Raw genomic sequence first — 21,750 nt, 5'->3', positions numbered from 1 at the left:
CATCAACCTGAATCATGAATCCCGCCGCACGTCGCCATTGCCTGCCGTTGTCCATCCTGCTGCTGTCGCCCTGGGCGGCCGTGGCCGGGCCCGCGCCGACCGCCCTGCCCAGCGTGCAGGTGCAGGCCGCACGCGTGCCCGGCATCGACCCGTTCGCGCTGCCGGCCAGCCAGGACACGGTCTGGATCGACGCCGCGCGTCCCGGCGCCGGCGCACAGCTGTCCGAGGCGTTGGCCGGGGTCCCGGGCCTGGTCGCCCGTGATCGCCAGAACTTCGCGCAGGACACCCAGCTGTCGATCCGTGGTTTTGGTGCGCGCTCGACCTTCGGTGTGCGTGGGGTGCGGGTGTTGATCGACGGGGTGCCGGCGACCATGCCCGACGGACAGGGCCAGCTGTCGCATGCCAGCCTGCTCGGTGCCGAACGGATCGACGTGCTGCGCGGGCCGTTCTCGGCGCTGTACGGCAATTCCTCCGGCGGCGTGCTGCAGGTCTGGAGCGCACAGGGCCAGGCCGGCGACCCGTGGCGGTTGCGCGTGAACGCGGGTGCCGACAACACGCTCAGCGTCGGCGCGCAACTGAAGGGTGCCGGCCGTGTTCTGGATTACAACATCGCCGCCAATCACTTCCGCACTGAGGGCTGGCGCGACCACAGCCGTGCCCGCCGCGAATCGCTCGCTGCGCGTATCGGTGGCGATCTCGGCGGGGGGCGGCTGGAGCTGCTGCTCAATGCCTTCGATGCCCCCGATGCGCAGGACCCGCTGGGCCTGAGCCGTACCCAGGTGGCGGCCGATCCGCGCCAGGCCACCGCCGTGGCGCACCAGTACAACACCCGCAAATCGGTGCGCCAGCAGCAGGCCGGCCTGCGCTGGACCCGTGAAACCGGGGCGCAGCGTTGGCAGCTGATGGGCTATGCCGGCCAGCGCGCGGTACGCCAGTACCTGCCGATCCCGCCGGCAGCTCAGACCAACAGCCCGTTGCATGCCGGCGGGGTGATCGACCTGGAGGGCGGCTATGGCGGGCTGGACGCGCGCTGGGGCTGGCGCGGCGACCTCGCCGGCCGACCGCTGGATCTGGTGGCCGGGCTCAGCGCCGACCGCCAGCGCCAGCATCGCACCGGCTACGAGAACTTCATCGGCAGCGCTCTCGGCGTGCGTGGGCGGCTGCGCAGAGACCAGATCGACACCGTGCAGAACGTCGATCAGTTCGCCCAGGCGTGGTGGCAGTGGAGTCCACGCTGGTCACTGCTGGCTGGCGTGCGTCACAGCGCCGTGCGCTTCGAATCCGACGATCGCTACATCACCGTCCGCAACCCGGACGACAGCGGCCACCGCCGCTACCAGGCCACCACGCCGGTGGCCGGAATCAGCTTCGAGGCCAGCCCGCAGTGGCGACTGCACGCGGCGGTGGGCCGTGGCTTCGAGACGCCCACCTTCAACGAGCTGGGGTATCGCGCCGACGGGCAGGCGGGACTGGCGCTGGATCTGGCGGCGGCGCGCAGCCGCAGCCTGGAGGTGGGCAGCAAATGGCATGCACAGGACGGAACCCAGCTCGATATCAGCCTGTTCCGCGCAGATACCGACGATGAGTTGGCAGTTGCCAGCAACATCGGCGGACGCAGCACCTATCGCAACATCGGCCGCACCCGCCGCCAGGGCGTGGAACTGCGCTACCGGCAGCCGTTGGCAGAACAGTTGGAACTGCAGGTGGCCTGGACCTGGCTGCAGGCGCAGGTGCGTGCGCCGTACCTGACCTCGAACACCTGGGTTTCCGCCGGCAGCCGCCTGCCCGGGGTACCGCGCCAGCAGGCGCTTGCCCGGCTGCAGTGGACCCCGGCCGACTGGCAGTGGGCGCTGGAGGCCGCCGCCAGCACCGATACCCTGGTCAACGACGTGGCCACGGAGCGGGCGCCGGGCTACGCGTTGCTGAACCTGGAGGCCGGTCGTTTCTGGACACTGCCAGGTGGCGAGCTGCGCGCCTTCGCCCGGCTGGAGAACGTGCTGGACCAGGCCTACATCGGCTCGGTGATCGTCAACGACGGCAACGGGCGCTTCTACGAACCGGGACCGGGACGGCGAGCCAACGTCGGCCTGCAATGGTCGTGGCGCTGAAAGGGGTAGTGCCGGCCGCTGGCCGGCATCGCGCCGTGCACGACGTCAGGAGGTTGCCGGCCAGCGGCCGGCACTACCCGTAAATCGGGGGCCCTGGCCGGCATCGCGCCGCGCAGGGCGTCAGGGGGTTGCCGGCCAGGGGCCGGCACTACCCGTCAGTCGGGCGCCTTGGCTGGTACGAACGGCGAGGTCGGGTCGCTGGCCGGGAAGGTCTCCTCCAGCGCCTCGTCCTGGTTGTCGCTGGCGCGCTGCTTGCGTTCGCGACGCTTGAGCGGGCTTTCCTGGCCGCCGCGATGGCGGTCGCCGCCATCCTTGCGGTCCTGGGCGGCCTGTTCAGCCTCGTGCTTCACCGGCAGATGGTCGCCACCGTGCTCGGCGTCGTAGAAAGGTGCGCCGGTGCCGCGGTAGTCGGCATTGTCGGCATCGCGCTTGCCGCGCTGTTCACCGGGAATGGGCGGGTGGTTTTCCCGCAACGGGTCTCGGGAATTCTCTCGGCTCATGGTCTGGCTACCTGCGCTCGGGGCTCCCACTACACCGCGCCACAGGTAAAGCCGCCGCGAACCCGGCGTCATGAACATCTCGCTCACCCCCCGGTAACGGCACCGCGCGTATTCCTGCCCACCCGCCCCCGCTGCAGGAGCCGGTCATGCCCCGTCTTGAACGACCCGCACCGTCCGTGTTCAACGCCCTGCTCGATCCGCTCGGCCAGCGCACCGCACAACGCCGCACGCGCCGCCATGAAGATCCGCAGGCGGTGGCGCAGGACTACCTGCAGTACATGCTCAGCGACTACGAAGAGCGTCGCGGGCAGAACCACCGCAACTGGCGCGATCTATGCCCGGTCTATGCCTTCGCATTGACCACCCACGCTGCGGACTGGCCGCGCGGTGACGCCGCGGATACCTGTGAGGAACTGGCCGAACACTGGGAACAGATGCGCGGGCAGTCGCGGTTGAGCTGGTCGCAGGCACGGCCGGTGGTGGAAGACGCCTGGCGCGCGCTGGATCATATTCCTGCGGTGGCGGTGAGGCCGTTGCTGCAGTAGTGCTGGCCGCTGGCCGGCAACCTCAGGAAACTTCAGGCCGCGAGCTCTGCCGGCCCGCAGCCGGCACTGCCGTTCTCCGTAGAACCCACGTGCACGGTATCGACACGGGTGGTTTACACCGCCCATCCGAAGCTGGATGCCCTGCCCCGCCAAAGGTACGCCCATGGCCCGCCCGATCTGGACCGGCACGCTGTCGTTTGGCCTGCTCAACGTGCCGGTGTCGCTGATGTCAGGCGAACGCAAGGTCGATCTGCAGTTCCGCATGCTCGACTCCCGCGACCGCAAGCCGATCCGCTTCGAGCGGGTCAACGCCGATACCGGCGAGGAAGTGCCATGGAAGGACATCGTCAAAGCCTATGAGTACGACAAGGGCAGCTATGTCGTGCTGGAGGAAGGCGATATCCGGTCTGCGGCACCGGAAAGCCACGAAGCGGTGGAGGTGGAATCGTTCGTGGATGCCGCGCAGATCGACCCGCGCTACTACGAGAAACCCTACCTGCTGGTGCCCGGCAAGAAGGCCGAAAAGGGCTACGTACTGCTGCGCGAGACATTGCGCAGTACCGGCAAGGTGGGCATCGCCCGGGTGGTGGTGCGTACCCGCGAATACCTGTGCGCGGTGATGCCGCATGCGGACGCGCTGGTGCTGATGATCCTGCGCTATCCGCAGGAACTGGTGGATCCCGAAGATTACAAACTGCCCACCGGAAAGCTCGCCGATTACCGCATCAGCAGCAGGGAAACGGCGATGGCCGAGCAGTTGATCGAGTCGATGTCCGGTGATTGGGATCCGTCGCAGTACCACGACGAATTCCGCGAGCGCCTGCAGCAGGTGCTGAACAAGCGTATCAAGTCCAAGGGCGGTACCACACGGGTGGAGGATGAACCTGCACCGCGTGAGGACGCCAGCACCAACGTGGTCGATTTCATGGCACTGCTGCAGAAGAGCCTGGATGCGAACAAGCGGACGCCGGCAAAGAAGGCCGCGGCGCGCAAGGCAGCCGCAAAGCCGACGGTAAAGAAAGCCGCAAAGAAGACAACGAAGAAGGCTGCAAAGAAGTCCGCACCCCGGCGCAAGGCAGGCTGAGCCATGTCGCTGCACCAGTACCGGCGCAAGCGCCGGCTCGGCGGTGGCGCCGGGCAGACACCGGAACCTGACGACACGCCCGCACACGGCAACCCGAAGCGGCGGCCGATCTTTGTCATACAGCTGCACCATGCCACTTCGCGGCACTATGACTTCCGCCTTGAGATGGACGGTGTGCTGAAAAGCTGGGCGGTGCCGAAGGGTCCTTCGCTTCGCGTTGGTGACAAGCGGCTGGCCGTGGAAGTGGAAGACCATCCGCTGTCCTACGCCGGCTTCGAAGGAGATATTCCCGAAGGCCACTATGGCGCTGGCCACGTCGAGGTCTTCGATCACGGCACATGGGCCTGCGAAGGCGATCCACTGCAGGCACTGGCAGCGGGAAAGATCGACTTCGTGCTGCATGGGCAACGCCTGGCCGGCGGCTGGAAGCTGGTGCGCACAGCGATGAAGGGACGCCAGGTGCAGTGGCTGTTGATCAAACGCGACGACGAGGAAGCGCGCGATGCCGAAGCAGATGATCTGCTCCAATCCCCCATGCCGAAACGCACATCCGCAGTGAGCAAGCGCACGGTGGGCAAGTCAACGCGCGCCGCACCGGCTGCACGATCGGCGACCCGCAAGGCCGATGCGCGTTGGCATGCGCGAGCGCTGAACCTGGATGGCGCGCGTGACACGCCCTACCCGCGCGCCTTCAAGCCACAGTTGACCGATCATCGCGACAATGCACCGGACGGCGAGCGCTGGTTGCATGAGATCAAGTGGGATGGCTATCGCCTGCTGGCCGATCTGCACGAAGGCAAGGTGACGCTGCGCTCCCGCAACGGCCTGGATTGGACCGGTGATTTCCCCGAGGTGGTACAGGCCGTGCAGGCACTGCCGGTGCGGGATGCGCGCCTGGACGGCGAGCTGGTGGTGCTGGACAAGCAGGGGCGCAGCGACTTCGCCGCGCTGCAGCGCGTGATCGACGGGAGTTCGAAGCAACCGTTGCGCTACATCGTGTTCGATCTGCCGGGTGTGGCCGGCGTGGACATCAGTCGTTCACCGCTGCTGGAGCGCAAGGCGCTGCTGAAGGATCTCATCGGACCCACGCCCGGAACCCTGGCCTTCAGCGAGCACGTGATCGACCATGGCCCGCAGGTATTCGATGCCAGCGGGAAGGCGGGATTCGAAGGCATCGTCAGCAAGCAGGTGGATGCGCTCTACGTGAACACCCGTGCACGCAGCTGGGTGAAGGTGAAGCATGAAGACACCGACGAGTTCGCGATTGTCGGCTACACGGCACCGAAGGGCTCCCGGGTAGGGTTCGGCTCGCTGCTTCTCGCCACGCCGGACAACGGCGGATTGCGCTATGTGGGGCGGGTCGGCACCGGCTTCGACGACGAGAGCTTGCGCGCGCTGCACAAGGCGCTGCAGCCGTTGGCGGTGAAGACGCCTGTGCTGCAGCTGCCGGCGCATGTGCCGTTCCGCGCCGCCAGCGTTCGCTGGGTGAAGCCGGTGACGGTGGCGGAAGTGGCCTTCCGTGGCTGGGGCAAGGAAGGCCTGCTGCGCCAGGCCAGTTTCAAGCGGCTGCGCATCGACAAGCAGAAGGAGGACCTGGGAGTGGCCATATCGAGTGCTGAAGCCGGGGGCGAGGTCCAGATAACCCATCCGGAGCGGGTGGTGTTCCCAAGGCAGAAGCTCAGCAAGGGCGACGTGGCGGACTACTACCAGCGCATGGCGCGCTGGATTCTGCCCGAAATTGCCGGGCGGCCCTTGTCACTGCTGCGCTGCCCGGATGGCGTGGGCAAGGACTGCTTCTTCCAGAAGCACCATGGCCCCGGCCTGGGGGATGCCGTGCACGCGGTGCCCCTGCAGCAGAAGAGCGGCCGCGAGGACTACGTCTACATCGACGATGTGCGGGGCCTGCTGCAACTGGTGCAGATGAACACACTGGAGCTGCATCCGTGGGGCGCGACCGTGGCCGATCCCGAGCACCCGGATCGCCTGGTGTTCGATCTCGATCCCGGTGAAGGGGTGGGCTGGGCGGAGGTGAAAGCCGCTGCGCGTGATGTCCGTGACCACCTGCAGGAAGTCGGCCTGAAGAGTTTCGTGCGGCTGTCCGGTGGCAAGGGCGTGCATGTGGTGGTGCCGCTGCGGCCCAAGGCCGACTGGGAACAGGCCAAGGCGTTCTGTGAGGCGTTCGCCCGGGCGATGGCGCAACGGGCGCCCGACCGCTACGTGGCCACAATGAGCAAGGCCAAGCGTGGTGGCGTCATTTTCATCGACTGGCTGCGCAATACGCGGGGTGCCACCAGTGTGTGCTCGTGGTCGTTGCGTGCGCGCGATTCCGCCGGTGTGGCAGTACCGCTGCGCTGGGATGAACTGGCTCGTATCAGTGCCGCCGACGCATTTTCGATGGGCAAGGCGCTGGCGCGCGCGAAGCGCCTGAAGGCGGACCCTTGGCACGGCATCGCGCGGCTGAAGCAGACGTTGCCGCGCATGGACCTGTAGAGCCGAGCCTATGCTCGGCTGCCTGTGCCGATGTGCATGAAAGCCGAGCACGGGCTCGGCTCTACAGGGGCGGCATCACCTTGGATCGCGCGAGGGACGACGGCCGAACCACCAGCCGGCCAGCAGTTGCAACGGCAGTGACGCCAGCAGTGAAATGACGAACCAGAACGGGAAATCCGCACCCGCCGTCCACATGGCGTAGCCACAGCCCAGCGCGACCAGCGACCAGATCGAGAAGCCGTGCGATCGCGGCCAGCAGGGCGCGTAATAGGTGGCAAAGGAAACCCCGGCGATGCCACCGAGCACGCTGAAGGTGAGATCCCAGCCCAGCTGCACGCTGTTGTTGTCCGGCGACAGGCCCAGCAACGGTGGCAGCCAGCTGGCGACGCTGCTGACCAGCGCAAGCGACAGCACGCCGCCGATCAGGGCGACGATGGACAGGAACAGGGTCTTGAGCAGGGCGGGCATGCGCGCATTGTACGGCGGCCACAGAGTGCCCGCGTTGCCGGCCAGCGGCCGGCACTACCGATGAATCGGCATGGCCGCCGCGTCCGTGGGAGAGGGGGACGGAGCGACGGCGGCCATGCACAGGCGGTCAGGCAGCGAAGTCGAGCACCACGCGGCCTTCGATGGTGCCCGCATGCATGCGCGCGAACACGTCGTTGATGTTTTCCAGGCGGTCGGTGCTGACCGTGGCCGCGACCTTGCCGTCGGCGGCGAACTGCAGCGATTCCTGCAGGTCCAGGCGGGTACCGACGATCGAGCCGCGCACGGTGATGCCGTTGAGCACCATGCCGAAGATGTCCAGCGGGAAGTTGCCGGGCGGCAGGCCATTGAGCGAGACAGTGCCGCCACGGCGCACCATGCCCAGCGCCTGCTCGAACGCCTTCGGCGATACCGCGGTGACCAGTGCACCGTGGGCGCCGCCGATTTCCTTCCTGAGGAACGCGGCCGGGTCGGTGGTGCGCGCGTTGACGGTGACCTGCGCGCCCAGCTGGCGGGCCAGTGCCAGCTTGGTGTCGTCCACGTCCACCGCGGCCACGTTCAGGCCCATCGCGCGGGCGTACTGCACGGCCATGTGGCCCAGGCCACCGATGCCGGAAATCGCCACCCAGTCACCGGGCTTGGTGTCGGTGACCTTCAGTCCCTTGTAGACGGTCACGCCGGCGCACAGCACTGGCGCGATCTCGACGAAGCCCACGTCCTTCGGAAGCAGGCCGACATAGTTGGCATCGGCCAGTGCGTACTCGGCGAAGCCGCCGTTGACCGAGTAGCCGGTGTTGCGCTGCGTCTCGCACAGCGTTTCCCAGCCACCCAGGCAGTGTTCGCAATGACCACACGCCGAGTACAACCAGGGGATGCCGACCCTGTCGCCTTCCTTGACGTGCCCTACCCCGCCTCCCACGGCCACGACGTGCCCCACGCCCTCGTGGCCGGGGATGAACGGCGGGTTCGGTTTCACCGGCCAGTCGCCCTCGGCGGCGTGCAGGTCGGTGTGGCAGACGCCACAAGCCTCGATCTTGACCAGTACCTCGCCCGCCCCCGGGCGCGGTACCGAGACTTCCTCGATCACCAGTGGCTTGCCGAACTCACGCACGACAGCGGCCTTCATGGTGGAATTCATGTTCGGATCTCCGTAGTGCGCTTGCCCACAGAATGACGCCGGCGCGAGACCGGCGCTTTGATCACGATCAAACCTTTGAAGATCCGCGAAGCAGGTTCAGCTGGCCAGCACCGAGGCCTCGCGGGCCAGGCGCTCGATGGCGTCCCAGTCGCGGGTCTGCAGCAGCGCCGGGGTGGTCAGCCACGAACCGCCCACGCACAGCACGTTGGGCAGGTGCAGGAACTGCGGCGCGGTCTGCGCGCTGATACCGCCGGTCGGGCAGAAGCGCACATCGGCGAACGGGCCGTGCCAGGCGGCCAGCAGCGCGGCGCCGCCGGCCTGCACGGCCGGGAAGAACTTGAAGGTGTCCGCGCCGTGCTCCAGGCCCTGGATCAGGTCCGAAGCGGTGGCAGCACCGGGCAGGTACGGCAGGTCGGCATCACGCGCGGCCGCATACAGTGCCGGCGTGGCACCGGGGGAAACGGCAAAACGCGCACCGGCCTGCTTCGCCGCCTGCATCTGCGCGGCGTTGAGTACGGTGCCGGCACCGATCACCGCGTCCGGCACGGCCTCGACCATGGCCTTGATCGCATCCAGCGCCTGCGGCGTGCGCAGGGTCACCTCGATCACCGGCAGCCCGCCACGGAACAGCGCCTGGGCCACTTCGACCGCTTCATTCACATCTTCGGGGGTGTACACCGGGATCACCGGTGCCAGCTTCAACAGCGCGCGCAGGCGCGGATCAGCGCTGGACATCGTCTTGCTCCTTGCCCGCCAGGGCATCGCGGATGCTGCCGGTGCCGGCAGCGCAGCGGCGCATGATGCCATGCGGACCGCGACGGTGCCCTGCTCCGCACCGCGCCGGATTCAGGCCGGGTCGGCCTGCAGCGCCTGGATGCGGCGCTGGTACCAGTCGCCACCGAGCGGATCGAACACCGCCGAGCGCTCCATCTGCGCCTCGTACACGTGTACCGAGATCGCCAGTGCCTCATCGCTGGCATTGCGCAGGGTGTGGTACTCATGCGGGGGGATCAGGCTGCCGGCACTGCCGCAGCCCCCGCGCAGCGCGGCGTGGCGGCGGAAGCGCCAGCGCTCGCCGGCGCACTCCAGCAGCTCATAGCGGGTGATCTCCAGCTCGCCCAACCACACGCCCTCCACACACCACATGGCATCGTGGTCGTGCAGCGGCGTGCCCTGCCCTGGGCCCCAGCTCATGGCAATCACGCTGTAGCCGTGTTCGCGGCTGTGGTACAGCGGACGTCGCGCGTAATGATCGCTGACCGGCCGATGCACGCATTCGGGCAACTCGATGCGGCTGTCGGTTATGGCTTCCTGCAGCGCCAGCTGCAGGTCGGTCGTGATGCGCTCGGGATCACCGGAGCTCATCGCCGCGTCGACTGCGGCGATCAACCGGTCGCGGCCGCGGAATGGCGGAAACGGAGAAGTCTGCAGGTCCATGCCTCGAATGTAGCGGAGCATGGTTAAGGGAATGTTGGCGTTCGCGCGCGGCGCGTCCACATTCAAGGTGAATACGCGCGGAAGAACGATTCAGATGCAGACGCAGTAGAGCGATCACAATGGAACCTTGCGCAGCAGAACCTGTCGAACACGACACGATTCAGATCCGCTGCGACATTCCGCAACTTCGCGCCCGACGGGCGCAAGGCTAGAATTCTCCGACTTACCTGGTTCTATACATGTCAGTGCGAACTATTAGCGATGCCGCGGTGCCGGCATCGAAGGGCAAGGCTGCCACGATCAACGACATCGCACGACTGTCGGGAGTTTCCAAGAAAACGGTTTCAAGAATCATCAACAACTCGCCGCTGGTGCGCAAGGACACCCGCGACAAGGTCGAGGCGTTGATGCGCGAGGTCGGTTACGTGCCCGATCCTCTCGCGCGCGGGCTGGCATTCCGCCGCTCCTTCCTGATCGGCCTGGTGTATGACGACCCGGGTGCCCAATGCATTGTCGACCTGCAGCACGGCGCGCTGGACGCGCTGCGCGGCACTGGCTATGAGCTGGTGGTGCACCCCTGCGACAGCCAGGATCCGGAATGCCCGCAGGGCGTGCGCCGTTTCGTGCAGCAGCAGAAGCTGCACGGCGTGATCCTGGGGCCGCGTGCGTCCGAATCGGCTGCGCTGGCGCAGATGCTCGATGACATCGACTGTCGCTACGTGCGCATCAACGCGCATGCCTCGGAGGATGAGAACCATGCCGTGGTCACCCATGACCGCGATGGTGCTGCCGCTGCGGCGGGCTACCTGCTTTCGCTTGGCCACCGCGACATTGCGGTGATCGCCGGACCGGGTGACCGGCGTGCCGCGCGCGAACGGACGCATGGTTTCCTTGATCGGCTGGCGCAGGTCGGCCTGACCCTGCCCGGCGAGCGCGTGCTGGAAGCGGGCGACACCTTCGAGTCCGGCGTGCATGCCGCCGAACGGCTGCTGATGGGCGAGCAACGCCCCAGTGCGATTTTCGCCGGCAACGACGAAATCGCCGCAGGCGTGTACCAGGTGGCATTGCGTGCAGGCATCGCGGTGCCGCAGCAGTTGTCGATCGTCAGCTACGACGACAGCCCGTTGGCATCGCGGCTGTGGCCGCCGCTGACGTCGGTGCGGCGCCACGTTTCCGACATCGGCCGCACCGCCGCCGCCATGCTGGTCCAGGCCGACGTGCCCGACGCACCGACCGCGGCCAGCGTGCATCCGCAGTTGATGGTGCGCGGTTCCTGCCGGGCCGTGGATGGCTGAGTGTCCTGCCCTCGCCTGCGCCGCTGCAGTGGCGCAGGCAGGCAACAACGAAAGCGGCGCACCCAGGTGCGCCGTTTTCAGTGCAAAGCCGTGCGCGTTGTGTGCTTACACGTCGCCGCCGTCGGCCCAGCCTTCGCCGGTGCCCTTCTGGAACACGCGGTCGTCGCCCTGCACTTCACCGGCCGGCAGATGCGCCTGGTTGGCCAGTGCCGCGTAGATCGGGGTGAAGTCCGGCGAGGTCGCCTGCATGAGCTGTTCGAAGCTGTCGATGACGAAGTAGGTCTTCTGGAAGGTGTCGATGCGGTACTTCGTGCGCATGATCCGCTGCAGGTCGAAGCCGATGCGGTTGGGCGCGGCCGATTCCAGCGAGTACAGCGACTCGCCCTTCGACGACACAATGCCGGCACCGTAGATGCGCAGGCCCTCGGGCGTGTCGATCAGGCCGAACTCCACGGTGTACCAGTACAGGCGGGTCAGGTTCTGCAGCGCATCCGGACCGATCGCATGCGCTTTGACGCCGCCGCGGCCGTACGCCTCCATGTAGTCGGCGAACACCGGGTTCATCAGCAGCGGCACGTGGCCGAACAGATCGTGGAACAGGTCCGGTTCGGCGATGTAGTCGATCTGGTCCGGGCGGCGGATCCACCAGGTCACCGGAAAACGGCGGTTGGCCAGATGGTCGAAGAAATCCAGTTCCGGCAACAGGCCTTCAACCCCGACCAGGGTCCAGCCGGTGGCCGCGCCGAGCACTTCGTTGAGTTGGTCGAAGCGCGGAATCATGTGTGCGCTCATGCCCATTTCGTCCTGCGCATCCAGGAACTCCTGGCAGGCACGGCCGACCAGCAGCTCGCGCTGGCGCTGGTACAGCGTGCTCCAGGTTGCGTGGTCGTCGGCGCTGTAGGTGTCCCATGGCTGCTCGACGAGCGCGGTGGTATACACCGGCACGTAGCCCTTGTCGGTCTGCTGGTGTTCGACGCGGCGGGGCTGGGCGAGGTCCATGCGGCACTCCTGGATGGGATACCCACGATGCTAGGGCAGGGGACGCGCAACAGGGTTGCAAAAGTTGCGCCGATTGGCCTTGTTGGCGCAATATCCTTGCGTACTCACCATGTTGCGGGGCAACAATGGCCGGAGAAGTCCAGTTCGATCGCACGGATATACGCCTGCTGGCCGAAATCCAGCGGGATGGGCGCGCCACCAACGCCGAACTGGCGGCGCGGGTGAATCTCTCGCCTTCGGCCTGCCTGCGGCGGTTGCAGCGGCTGGAAAGCGAGGGCGTAATCGTCGGCTATGGCGCGCGGCTGGAGCCACGGCAGCTGCGGCTGGGCCTGCAGGCCTTCGTGCGCGTGCAGCTGGAAAAGCACGACCAGGCCGCCATCGGCCACTTCGTGGACAGCGTGCAGGCGTGGGACGAGGTGGTGGCCTGCCACGCGCTGACCGGCGACATGGACTACCTGCTGCACGTGTACGTGCGCGACCTGGAGCACTTCTCGCGCTTCCTGCTGGACCGGCTGCTCAATGCCGGTGGCGTGGCCGATGCCAATTCCAGCTTCGTGCTGCGCACGGTGAAGGGCTTCCAGGCGTTGCCGCTGTCGCAGCTGGAGTCCTGAGCGACCACCGGGCGGGCCCGGTGGCCTGGCTTCAATGGATCAGCACTTGTCCTTGCGGCCCATCAGCTTGCCCAGGCGCGAGGCTTCCTCGCACTTCGGCGCGGCCACCGGTGCCGGTGCGGCTGCTGCGGCGCGCGCGCGCTGCAGCTGCTGGATCTTCGCGCGGATCTGCGGCATCGCTGCCATCGCGGCCTTTTCGCCTTCCAGGATCGCGGTGCCACGCTGGCTGAAATCGGCGGCACCGATGTCCAGCACCTTCGGGCGGATGACGATGTCGGCGCGCGCCAGTTCCTGCTCGCCCAGGCGCTGGCCCATGATCGAGATGGACTGGTTGACGATGCCCAGCATGTCGGTCGGCGCCTTGCCGCTGGCCTTGCTGGAGATGTCGACGGCGATCACGAAGTCGGCGCCGAGCTGGCGGGCAGCGTCCACCGGTACCGGGCTGACCACGCCACCGTCGATGTAGCTGCGGCCGCCGATCTTCACCGGCTCGAACACACCGGGAATGCTGCTCGACGCGCGCACGGCCTGGCCGACATTGCCGCGCACGAAGATTGCGCGCTCGCCGGTTTCCAGCTGGGTGGCGACGGCGGCGAACGGCTTTTTCAGGCGCTCGGCAGGACGGTTGGCAACCTGTTCGTTGACGTAGTCCTGCAGCTTCTGGCCCTGCACCAGGCCACCGGAGAACAGGCGAACGTCGCGGATGCTGGCTTCATCAAGCGCCACGGCCCTGCTCTGCATCTGGAAGGCATCCATGCCGCTGGCATACAGGGCGCCGACCACGCTGCCGGCGCTGGTGCCGGCGACCACGGCCGGCTCGAAGCCGTTGGCCTCCAGCATCTTGATCACGCCGATATGGGCAAAGCCTTTGGCCGCGCCGCCGCCCAGGGCGATGCCGATCTTCACCGGCTTGGCCTGTGGGACCACGGTCGGCGCCGGCGGCGGCGTGGGGCGGACCGGGTCGCCACCGCAGCCGGCCAGCAGGCCGATCAGGGCGACAGACAGCAGCATGCGGGGGCGGAACAGGCTCATCGGCAGTGCGCGCACGGCGCCGGATTCAGGAAAGGGCGCCAGCATACCGAAGCTGCGGCGGGGCGGGCAGGGTGGGAAATATCGCCCATTCATAAAGGTAGTGCCGGCCGCTGGCCGGCAACCATAGGGAAACTGGCAACGGTCCATGGGGCTGCCGGCCAGCGGCCGGCACGACCGGAGGCGGTCAGAAGCGGTTATCGCCATCCAGCATCCGGCCCAGGCCGCCCAGCACCGAGCCTTCGCCGCGGTTCTGGCCGCCGCCCTGCGGTGCGGCCATCCACATGCGGCCGGCCAGGCGTGAGAACGGCAGCGACTGCAGCCAGACCTTGCCGGGGCCGGTCAACGTGGCCAGGAACACCCCTTCGCCGCCGAACAGCATGCTCTTGATGCCGGCCACCCGACGCACGTCCATGTCCACCGTCGGGTGGTAGGCCACCACGCAGCCGGTATCCACGTCCAGGCGCTCGCCGGCGGCCAGCTCGCGCTCCACCACGCAGCCGCCAGCGTGGATGAACACCCAGCCGTCGCCCTCCAGTTTCTGCATGATGAAACCCTCGCCCCCGAACAGGCCGGTCATGATCTTGCGCTGGAACTGCACGCCGATCTGCACGCCGCGTGCACCGGCCAGGAAACTGTCCTTCTGGCAGATCAGGCGGCCGCCGTGCTGGTCCAGTTTCATCGCCAGCACCGTGCCGGGGTAGGGCGCAGCGAAGGCGACCTTGCCCTTGCCATGGCCGCTCTGGGTGTAGACGGTGGCGAACAGGCTTTCGCCGGTCAGTACGCGCTTGCCGGCAGCCATCACCTTGCCCATGAAGCCGCCGCCCTGGTCGCCATTGGCGGCGCCGAACACGGTATCCATCTGCACCGTGGCGTCCTTGAACATCAACGCGCCGGCCTCGGCAATGGCGCTCTCACCGGGATCAAGCTCGATTTCCACGAACTGCATCTCATGGCCGACGATGCGGAATTCGATGTCGTCGGCGCGGCCGCTGGCGGTGGCGGGGACCGGGGGTGGGGTGTGGGGCATGCCCGGGGCTGCGGATTGCAGTTCGGGCACTTCGGCAATCGAGGTCCATCCGCTCATGCCCTGGCACCAGGCCAGCGCGCGCGGGTTGGCCTGCGCGTAGCGGCGCGCGGCCGGGTCATCGAGCGGTCCGATTCGGTCGGCCTGGGCCGAGGCATGGAAGTACCACTGGGTCATTGCGGCGGCTCCGCGGCGCTGGAAAACCCCGAGTCTAGCGAGCGCCCCGGGGGGCATGGCGACGGGGCCATGAACGGCCGGCATTTGCGGGGCAGGTGCTGTATTGCAACAATTATCTGGTAGCGCCGTTTTACCACCCCTCCAAACACAGCCTACCGCCATGTCCCCGACCCGCACTTCCCGTGGCCGCCTTCCGGTCGCGCGCCCTCTCGTTGCCGCTCTTTCCGCCCTGCTGCCGTTGGTAGCAGCCGCCCAGGAAACCCCTGCCGCCAAGGATCCGGTTGCCCTCGACACCCTGCAGGTCACCGCGCAGCGCCGTGTCGAGAACGCCAAGGACGTACCGGTTGCAGTCAGCGCGATCCAGGGCGAGAAGCTGGATGTGCTCGGTTCGGCCGGCGATGACATCCGTTTCCTGGCCGCACGCGTGCCCAGCCTCAACATCGAGTCGTCCTACGGCCGTGCCTTCCCGCGCTTCTACATCCGCGGCCTGGGCAACACCGATTTCGATCTCAATGCCTCGCAGCCGGTGTCGCTGGTATACGACGACGTCGTGCAGGAAAGCCCGCTGCTGAAGGGCTTCCCGCTGTTCGACCTGGCCAACGTGGAAGTGCTGCGTGGCCCGCAGGGCACCCTGTTCGGCCGCAACACGCCGGCCGGCGTGGTCAAGTTCGACTCGGCGCGCCCGTCGCAGGATGCCGATGGCTACCTTCGCGTCGGCTATGGCAGCTACAACAGCTGGAACGTGCAGGGCGCCTACGGCGGCCCGCTGACTGACCGCTGGTCGGCACGCGTCTCGGCGATCTACCAGCGCCGCGACGACTGGGTCGACAACACCCGTGTCGGCGCGCCCAACAGCGGCTTCGAAGGCTACGACGAAGCGGCCGGCCGCGTGCAGTTCCTGTACGAAGGCGATGACTTCGAAGCGCTGTTCAACCTGCACAAGCGCAAGCTCAACGGCACCGCCCGCCTGTTCCGCGCCAACATCATCCAGAAGGGTGGCAATTCGCTGGTCGAGAACTTCGACCGCGACAAGGTGGCCAACGACGGCGTCAACTTCTCCGACCTGGAGACCTGGGGGGGCAGCGCGCGCCTGCAGTGGAACCTCGGCTCGGTGACCCTGCACTCGATCACCGGCTACGAGACCGCCGAATCGCTCAACCGCGGTGACATCGACGGTGGCTACGGTGCGGCCTTCCTCGGTGCCGGCAACTACGGCCCGGGCCTGATTCCGTTCTCCTCGGAGTCGGCTGATGGCCTGCCGCATCACCGCCAGTGGACGCAGGAATTCCGCGTCGAGTCCAACGAGTGGGGCCGCTTCGACTGGCAGGCCGGCGTCTTCTACTTCGATGAAGACGTGACCATCAACAACTTCAACTACGACTCGCTGGCCCCGGGCAATCCGCAGACCGGCCACGTGGTGCAGAACCAGCGCAACAAGGCCTGGGCGGTGTTCGCCTCGGGTGACTTCGATGTCACCGACCGCTTCAAGCTGCGTGCCGGCGTGCGCTACACCCAGGACAAGAAGGACTTCAGCGCCAGCGTGCTGCAGGCGGTTCCGTTCGGCACCCCGGTCAGTGGCCCGTACCTGGCCAACACCGACGTCAACGACGTCAGCTGGGACCTGAGCGGCGTCTACAAGCTGACCGACGACATCAACGCCTACGCCCGCGTGGCCAAGGGCTTCCGCGCGCCGTCGATCCAGGGCCGCCTGGCCTTTGCGCCGGGTCTGTCGCAGGCCGATTCGGAGAAGGTCATCTCGTACGAGGCCGGCGTCAAGGCCGATCTGTTCGAGCGCCGCGCGCGCCTGGGCCTGAGCGTGTTCCGCTACGACGTCGATGGCCAGCAGCTGATCGCCGTGGGCGGTGCCAACAACACCGCCACCCTGCTCAACGCCGACAAGACCATCGGTCAGGGCGTCGAGCTGGACCTGGAGGCCTACCTGGCCGACAACGTCCTGCTGACCTTTGGCAGCAGCTACAACGACACCGAGATCAAGGACAAGAACCTGGCGGTGGCGATCTGTGGCGGCGGCTGCACCATCACCGACCCGACCACGGTGATCAACGGCCAGACCTACGCGCTGGTGAACGGCAACCCGCTGCCGCAGGCGCCGAAGTGGATCCACAACGCGACCCTGCGCGTGGGCTTCCCGCTCAGCGATGGCAGCGAGCTGTACGCCTACACCGACTGGGCCTACCGCAGTGCGGTGAACTTCTTCATCTACGAGTCGCCGGAATTCCGCGGCCGTAGTTCGCTGGAAGGCGGCCTGCGCCTGGGCTACAACTGGGGTTATGGCCAGTACGACGTGGCGGTGTTCGGCCGCAACCTGACCAACCAGACCCGCGTGGTCGGTGCGATCGACTTCAACAACCTGACCGGCTTCCTCAACGAGCCGCGCACCTGGGGCGTGGAGTTCACCGCGAAGTTCTGATGCGGTGGCTGCGGTAGTGCAATGAAGAAGGGCCGGCGCAATGCCGGCCCTTCTGTTTCCTGCTTTCTGTAGGGTCGAGCCATGCTCGACTGCCATGAGCCGAGCATGGCTCGGCTCTACAGAGGCATGGCTTACAGCGCGCTCTGCGGGCGCACCTTCAGCACCGCATTCTCGGTGGCGCAGTCGCGGCTGGAGTGCCGACCGGCCTTCCGCGCCGCCTCGATCTCCTTGCGTGCGGCCAGCAGGTCCTTGTTGAACGCCGCGTTGTCGTGCAGGCGGGCCACGGCGGCGGCGCCCATGAAGCGGCCTTCGAGGATGTCGCTCTGCCAGTGCACGTTGCACACCAGGCGGCTCTCGCCGTAGTTGCGGCCGCGGGCCTGGATGGCATCGGCGCGGTCCGGCGCGATCTCCGACAGGATCAGTGCCCAGGCCCAGCCGATTGAGGTGTGGCCTGATGGATAGGAACCATTCTTGCGCAGGCCATCCTCGTCCTTCGGCGAGCAGGTCGGCTCACCGTTGACCATGAACGGGCGCGGGCGCTGGTAGTGGTTCTTGGCCGCCTTGGTGGCGGCGCTGGCGTCGATCCGGCTGCGCTCCAGCAGTCGATACAGCGCCGGAGTCTTCACCGCATCGACGTCGATGTCGGCGGCGCAGGAGAAGTGGTTTGCACCCTCGGGGAAGCCGAGTTCCGCATCGACGCCGGCCTGGGCGAAGCGCGGGCTGCCTCGCAGCGCGCGGGCTTCACGGCTGACCTGTTCGTCCAGGGCGAGGGCGGCCGAACCGGCCACCGGCGGTGCCGGCACCAGATCGAGGCTGGCCGGAACAGCGCTCTTGTCCAGATAGCCCACGGCCTTGGTGGTGATGTTGGCTTCGACGGCGGTCGGCTTGGTGGCCGTGGCAGCACAGCCGGCCAGGGCCACGGCAACGGCGAGGCCGAGCAGCGGGCGGGCAGGGTGGGAAATCATCGACATGGACGGGCTCCGGAGGAAAAACATCGCGTCATGATCGCAGCCCGTGCGCGGCACCGCAGTGGCCATCGGTCATACGGCCAGACCCGGCATGGTCATCACAGGAGATGAAGAACGTCATCGAAGGGTGCCAGTCTGCTGAATCCGGGCGCAGCGCACGGACTTTCACGCGGCCGCACCGTGAGCATCGGCACATCGGCAGGCACCAGGGGCCGTCCAGTTCCAGCCGGGTCGGGGGGATCCGAAGACAGAGGGAGAGAAGCGATGCGCAGCACCGCAACAGGAAGTACCGTCCTGGCCCTGCTTCTGGGGCTGGCAGCAGCACCGACGCAGGCCGCCGACGTGGTCGGCGTGGCCTTCGTGCATGGCACCGGCGCGCAGACCAATGCCACCCAGGACTACTGGCAGCCGGCGATCATCGACACCGTGCGCCAGGGCCTGCCGAACAGCAGCAACTATGTGGTCATCAACTGTGACTTCACCCAGTACATGTGGAAACCGGAGGCCGCCGGCTGCCTGGCCAACCAGCTGACCGGCTTTATCGACAGCCGTGGCATCACCCAGCTGGTGGTGATCACCCATTCCAACGGCGGCAACGTGATGCGCTGGATCCTGTCCAACCCGACCTACGACAGCCGCTATCCGAAGATCATCCGCACGGTGCGCAAGGTCACCGCACTGGCGCCGTCCTCGGCGGGCACGCCGCTGGCCGATGCGGTGCTCAACGGCAATACCTTCGAAACGTCACTGGGCTGGCTGCTGGGCTACAAGAACGACGCGGTACGCCAGCAGCAGGTGGCCAGCATGGCCACCTACAACGCGCAGAACCTGTACGGCACGGCCGGTCGCCCGGCGCTGCCCAAGCCGTTCCGCGCGGTGGTCGGCAGTGACGTGGAATCGGCGGTGTGGGACAGCAACAGCTACTGCGGTGGCTATGCCGCCAACGTTGGCCTGGAATTCACCCAGAACTGGTTGTCGTCCTGCTCCGATGGCTTTCTGGAGTGCAGCAGCCAGAAGGCGGCCGGCACCACCTGGTTCACCGACAAAGCGCGCACCCAGGGCGCAGAACCGCTCAGCCACAACCAGAGCCGGCGCGAGTGCTTCGGCCTCGGCACCCTGCTGCGCAACGACCTGACCCAGTGAGAGAGATAACCATGACGACCCATTCCACCCTGCTGGCCAGTGCGGTGCTGGCAGTACTGTCCCTTTCCGCCGCGCAGGCCGCGCAGCCTCTGCAGGCGGCCCGCGCGGGCGATCAGGTGCCTGCCGCATTGGTGGCCGCGCCGCTGCCTGCCGATGAAAGCGAACACGCGCCGTTGTCGTTTGCCTGGGCGCTGGACCCGGCACAGCCGCTGCAGGCGGCCACGCCATATGCCTCGGTCAGCCGCAGTTACTGGCAGCAGGTCGATGGCACGCAGCTGCAGCGCGGCCTGGACCTGCCGCTGACGGCGCCGGATGCGGTGATCCAGCTGAGTCCGGCCGCAGGAGCCCGCGCGCTGCCGGCCAACACCCTGCAGGTGCGCGACCCGGCTGGCCGCAGCAGCGTGGCCCGCAGTGTCGATGCGCGCGCGCTGCAGGATGCCGGCATGCCGGTGAGTGATGGCAGCAGCATGCTGCGCACCGGCGCGACCAGTGCCGCCGGTGCGTACACCCTGCAGAGCACGCAGGCGCAGGGCCGCTATGTGGTGCAGGTGCTGGAGCCGAACAGCCCGTTGCGGTTGGAAGTGCAGGCCAAGCAGGCGCAGGTGCTGGCCGGTGGCAACGTGCAGCTGCAGGCACGCCTGCTGGAAGACGGCGCCACCACCGCGCAGCTGGCATCGCGTCGTGGCGGCCTGGGTGGTGAAGCCCTGCTGGTCGCACCGGATGGCCGCAGTTGGCCGCAGCGTCTGCTGCGCACCACCGATGGCAGCCTGCGCGCGCAGGTGCGGATCCCGACCGACGTCGGCACCGTGCAGGGGCTGTGGGAGCTGCAGGTGTTCGCCCAGGCCGATGGCGTGCTGCGCGATGGCAAGGTGGCCTTCGCGGTGGCACGGCCGACCGCGCGTTTCAGTGGCCATGCAGCACCGGACCCGTCCAGCCGCCAGGTGGCGCTGCCGCTGCAGGTGGCTGCGGCAGGCCGCTACGAGGCACGCGGCACGCTGTATGCCACGGCCCGCGATGGCCGGATGAAGCCGGTCGCGCAGGCACATGCAGCCGGGTGGTTCGATGGCCCAGGCGCCGGCCAGCTGGTGCTGCCGTTCGGCGAGGCCGCGTTGCCGGCCGGTTTTGGCGCACCGTACGAGCTGCGCGACCTGCAGCTGCAGGACCAGAGCCGGATGGCACCGATCGAGTCGCGCGCGCTGGCGTTGCGGTTCTGAGGTTGCGTGCAGCGGGCCGGGGTCCGGCCCGCTGCTCCTGTGTAGAGGCGAGCCCATGCTCGGCGGCCGTTTGCCGTGATCAGGAGCAGCCGAGCGTGGGCTCGGCTCTACAACGGCATGCCGATCACCCCGCGTATGCGGTCAGCCGGCCTTCCTGCTCGCAGACGGTGATCGCGCCGCCGAACACCGCCGACAGCGGTTCGTTGCGCAGCAGCTCGGCGCGGGTGCCGTCGGCCAGCACGCGGCCATCGCGCAGCAGTACCACGCGCTCGATCTCGGGAATGATCTCTTCGATGTGGTGGGTCACCAGCACCAGGGTGATGCCCTGCTGCGCCAGCACCCGCATGGTCGCCACCAGCTGCTCGCGGGCGACCAGGTCCAGCCCGGTGGAGGGTTCGTCCAGCAGCAGTGCCTGCGGCCGGTTGACCAGCGCGCGGGCGATCAGCACGCGGCGGGTCTCGCCAGCGGACAACTCGGCGTAGGCGCGGTCGCGCAGGGACAGGGCGCCGGTCATCGCCAGTGTCTCGCCCACGCGTGCGCGCATATCGGCGGTCACTTCGCGGAAGGCCGGCACCACGTAGCTGGCGAAGAAGCCGGACAGCACTGCCTGTTCCACGGTCAGGCCCGGCATGTCGGCCAGATTGCTGCTGAGATCGCCGGTGACGATGCCGAGCTGCGATCGCAGCCGGTCCACCTGCCAGCGGTTCTGCCCCAGCACCCTTACCGCCACGGAACCGTCGACCTGCGCCAGCGGGTACAGCTCGCGGGTGATCAGCTTGATGAAGGTCGACTTGCCGCAGCCGTTGGGGCCGAGCAGGGCGGTGTGCTGGCCCTGTGCGATGCGCAGGCTGAGCCCGTGCAGCACCTTCACCTGGCCGCGCACCACGGTGGCGCGGTCCAGTTCGATCAAGGGGGGCAGCTCCGCAACGGGCGGGGCGGCAGTCATGGTGCTGGCGCGTGGATCAAGGCTCGACAACTCAGGTCCCCAACTGTGAACGGTGCCACGAATGGCGATGCGATACATCGCCGCAGGGATGCAGTTTGCAACGCAAGCGCCCATCATGTCTG

General features: G+C 67.6%; 19 protein-coding genes. 9 read left to right on the top strand and 10 right to left on the bottom strand.

Annotated elements, in window-relative coordinates; translation table 11 throughout:
• Positions 1–14: 14 nt before the first annotated feature.
• Positions 15–2,108, top strand: a complete 2,094-nt coding sequence (locus tag AC5P8U_RS13235) for a TonB-dependent receptor family protein (RefSeq protein WP_447897363.1) — start codon at positions 15–17, stop codon at positions 2,106–2,108.
• A 155-nt stretch (positions 2,109–2,263) separates the two neighbouring features.
• On the opposite strand, the gene AC5P8U_RS13230 is transcribed toward AC5P8U_RS13235, so the two are convergent.
• Complete coding sequence (locus AC5P8U_RS13230; RefSeq protein ID WP_053496719.1) at positions 2,264–2,608, bottom strand: hypothetical protein; 345 nt, start codon at positions 2,606–2,608, stop codon at positions 2,264–2,266.
• A gap of 146 nt (positions 2,609–2,754) precedes the next feature.
• Here AC5P8U_RS13230 and AC5P8U_RS13225 point away from each other — a divergent pair, with 146 nt between their 5' ends.
• The 3 genes from AC5P8U_RS13225 to ligD all read left to right on the top strand — a co-directional run bounded on the left by AC5P8U_RS13225 (position 2,755) and on the right by ligD (position 6,727).
• Positions 2,755–3,153, top strand: coding sequence for a hypothetical protein (locus tag AC5P8U_RS13225; protein ID WP_049413394.1), 399 nt, complete (start codon positions 2,755–2,757; stop codon positions 3,151–3,153).
• Positions 3,154–3,316: 163 nt separating this feature from the next.
• Positions 3,317–4,237, top strand: a complete 921-nt coding sequence (ku, locus tag AC5P8U_RS13220; protein WP_072168779.1) for a non-homologous end joining protein Ku — start codon at positions 3,317–3,319, stop codon at positions 4,235–4,237.
• A 3-nt stretch (positions 4,238–4,240) separates the two neighbouring features.
• Positions 4,241–6,727, top strand: coding sequence for a DNA ligase D (ligD, locus tag AC5P8U_RS13215; protein ID WP_088497218.1), 2,487 nt, complete (start codon positions 4,241–4,243; stop codon positions 6,725–6,727).
• 75 nt (positions 6,728–6,802) lie between these two features.
• On the opposite strand, the gene AC5P8U_RS13210 is transcribed toward ligD, so the two are convergent.
• The 4 genes from AC5P8U_RS13210 to AC5P8U_RS13195 form a co-directional block, all read right to left on the bottom strand.
• Entirely contained in the window at positions 6,803–7,195 is a 393-nt protein-coding gene (locus tag AC5P8U_RS13210; RefSeq protein WP_072168781.1) for a hypothetical protein, read from the bottom strand.
• A 127-nt stretch (positions 7,196–7,322) separates the two neighbouring features.
• A complete protein-coding gene (gene adhP / locus AC5P8U_RS13205; RefSeq protein WP_072168782.1) occupies positions 7,323–8,351 on the bottom strand; it encodes an alcohol dehydrogenase AdhP in 1,029 nt (342 codons plus the stop codon).
• Positions 8,352–8,447: 96 nt separating this feature from the next.
• Positions 8,448–9,086, bottom strand: a complete 639-nt coding sequence (gene eda / locus AC5P8U_RS13200) for a bifunctional 4-hydroxy-2-oxoglutarate aldolase/2-dehydro-3-deoxy-phosphogluconate aldolase (protein WP_065186797.1) — start codon at positions 9,084–9,086, stop codon at positions 8,448–8,450.
• A 111-nt stretch (positions 9,087–9,197) separates the two neighbouring features.
• Positions 9,198–9,788 (bottom strand): cysteine dioxygenase family protein, encoded by a 591-nt coding sequence (locus tag AC5P8U_RS13195; RefSeq protein ID WP_061480460.1) that lies wholly within the window; start codon positions 9,786–9,788, stop codon positions 9,198–9,200.
• 239 nt (positions 9,789–10,027) lie between these two features.
• Between AC5P8U_RS13195 and AC5P8U_RS13190 the strand changes: the two genes are divergently transcribed.
• Entirely contained in the window at positions 10,028–11,083 is a 1,056-nt protein-coding gene (locus tag AC5P8U_RS13190; RefSeq protein WP_072168783.1) for a LacI family DNA-binding transcriptional regulator, read from the top strand.
• A gap of 105 nt (positions 11,084–11,188) precedes the next feature.
• Here AC5P8U_RS13190 and phhA read toward each other — a convergent pair whose 3' ends face one another.
• Positions 11,189–12,082 carry a phenylalanine 4-monooxygenase gene (phhA, locus tag AC5P8U_RS13185; RefSeq protein ID WP_053496712.1) on the bottom strand — a complete coding sequence of 298 codons (894 nt, stop codon included), beginning with the start codon at positions 12,080–12,082 and terminating at the stop codon, positions 11,189–11,191.
• A gap of 125 nt (positions 12,083–12,207) precedes the next feature.
• On the opposite strand from phhA, the gene AC5P8U_RS13180 reads away from it, so the two are divergent.
• Positions 12,208–12,693, top strand: a complete 486-nt coding sequence (locus tag AC5P8U_RS13180; protein WP_005411782.1) for an Lrp/AsnC family transcriptional regulator — start codon at positions 12,208–12,210, stop codon at positions 12,691–12,693.
• A 39-nt stretch (positions 12,694–12,732) separates the two neighbouring features.
• Here AC5P8U_RS13180 and AC5P8U_RS13175 read toward each other — a convergent pair whose 3' ends face one another.
• Both AC5P8U_RS13175 and AC5P8U_RS13170 read right to left on the bottom strand, forming a co-directional pair.
• On the bottom strand, positions 12,733–13,725 hold the full coding sequence (locus AC5P8U_RS13175) for a patatin-like phospholipase family protein (protein ID WP_088497219.1): 993 nt from the start codon (positions 13,723–13,725) through the stop codon (positions 12,733–12,735).
• Positions 13,726–13,909: 184 nt separating this feature from the next.
• Positions 13,910–14,926 carry a TIGR00266 family protein gene (locus AC5P8U_RS13170; protein WP_072167426.1) on the bottom strand — a complete coding sequence of 339 codons (1,017 nt, stop codon included), beginning with the start codon at positions 14,924–14,926 and terminating at the stop codon, positions 13,910–13,912.
• 160 nt (positions 14,927–15,086) lie between these two features.
• Here AC5P8U_RS13170 and AC5P8U_RS13165 point away from each other — a divergent pair, with 160 nt between their 5' ends.
• Entirely contained in the window at positions 15,087–17,357 is a 2,271-nt protein-coding gene (locus AC5P8U_RS13165; RefSeq protein WP_072167425.1) for a TonB-dependent receptor, read from the top strand.
• Between the two features lie 131 nt (positions 17,358–17,488).
• On the opposite strand, the gene AC5P8U_RS13160 is transcribed toward AC5P8U_RS13165, so the two are convergent.
• Positions 17,489–18,328: an acid phosphatase gene (locus AC5P8U_RS13160; protein WP_072167424.1), complete on the bottom strand. Its 840-nt coding sequence runs from the start codon at positions 18,326–18,328 to the stop codon at positions 17,489–17,491.
• A gap of 261 nt (positions 18,329–18,589) precedes the next feature.
• Between AC5P8U_RS13160 and AC5P8U_RS13155 the strand changes: the two genes are divergently transcribed.
• Together AC5P8U_RS13155 and AC5P8U_RS13150 are read left to right on the top strand one after the other, a co-directional pair.
• Entirely contained in the window at positions 18,590–19,468 is an 879-nt protein-coding gene (locus AC5P8U_RS13155) for a hypothetical protein (protein WP_072167423.1), read from the top strand.
• 11 nt (positions 19,469–19,479) lie between these two features.
• On the top strand, positions 19,480–20,682 hold the full coding sequence (locus tag AC5P8U_RS13150) for a DUF4785 domain-containing protein (RefSeq protein ID WP_072167422.1): 1,203 nt from the start codon (positions 19,480–19,482) through the stop codon (positions 20,680–20,682).
• A gap of 124 nt (positions 20,683–20,806) precedes the next feature.
• Here the strand turns inward: AC5P8U_RS13150 and AC5P8U_RS13145 are convergent, their stop codons facing one another.
• Positions 20,807–21,628 carry an ABC transporter ATP-binding protein gene (locus AC5P8U_RS13145; protein WP_053496707.1) on the bottom strand — a complete coding sequence of 274 codons (822 nt, stop codon included), beginning with the start codon at positions 21,626–21,628 and terminating at the stop codon, positions 20,807–20,809.
• Between the last annotated feature and the right edge of the window lie 122 nt (positions 21,629–21,750).

The organism is Stenotrophomonas sp. YJH_SMC_81 (assembly GCF_059370875.1).
This window is presented reverse-complemented; position numbering and strand designations above follow the sequence as displayed.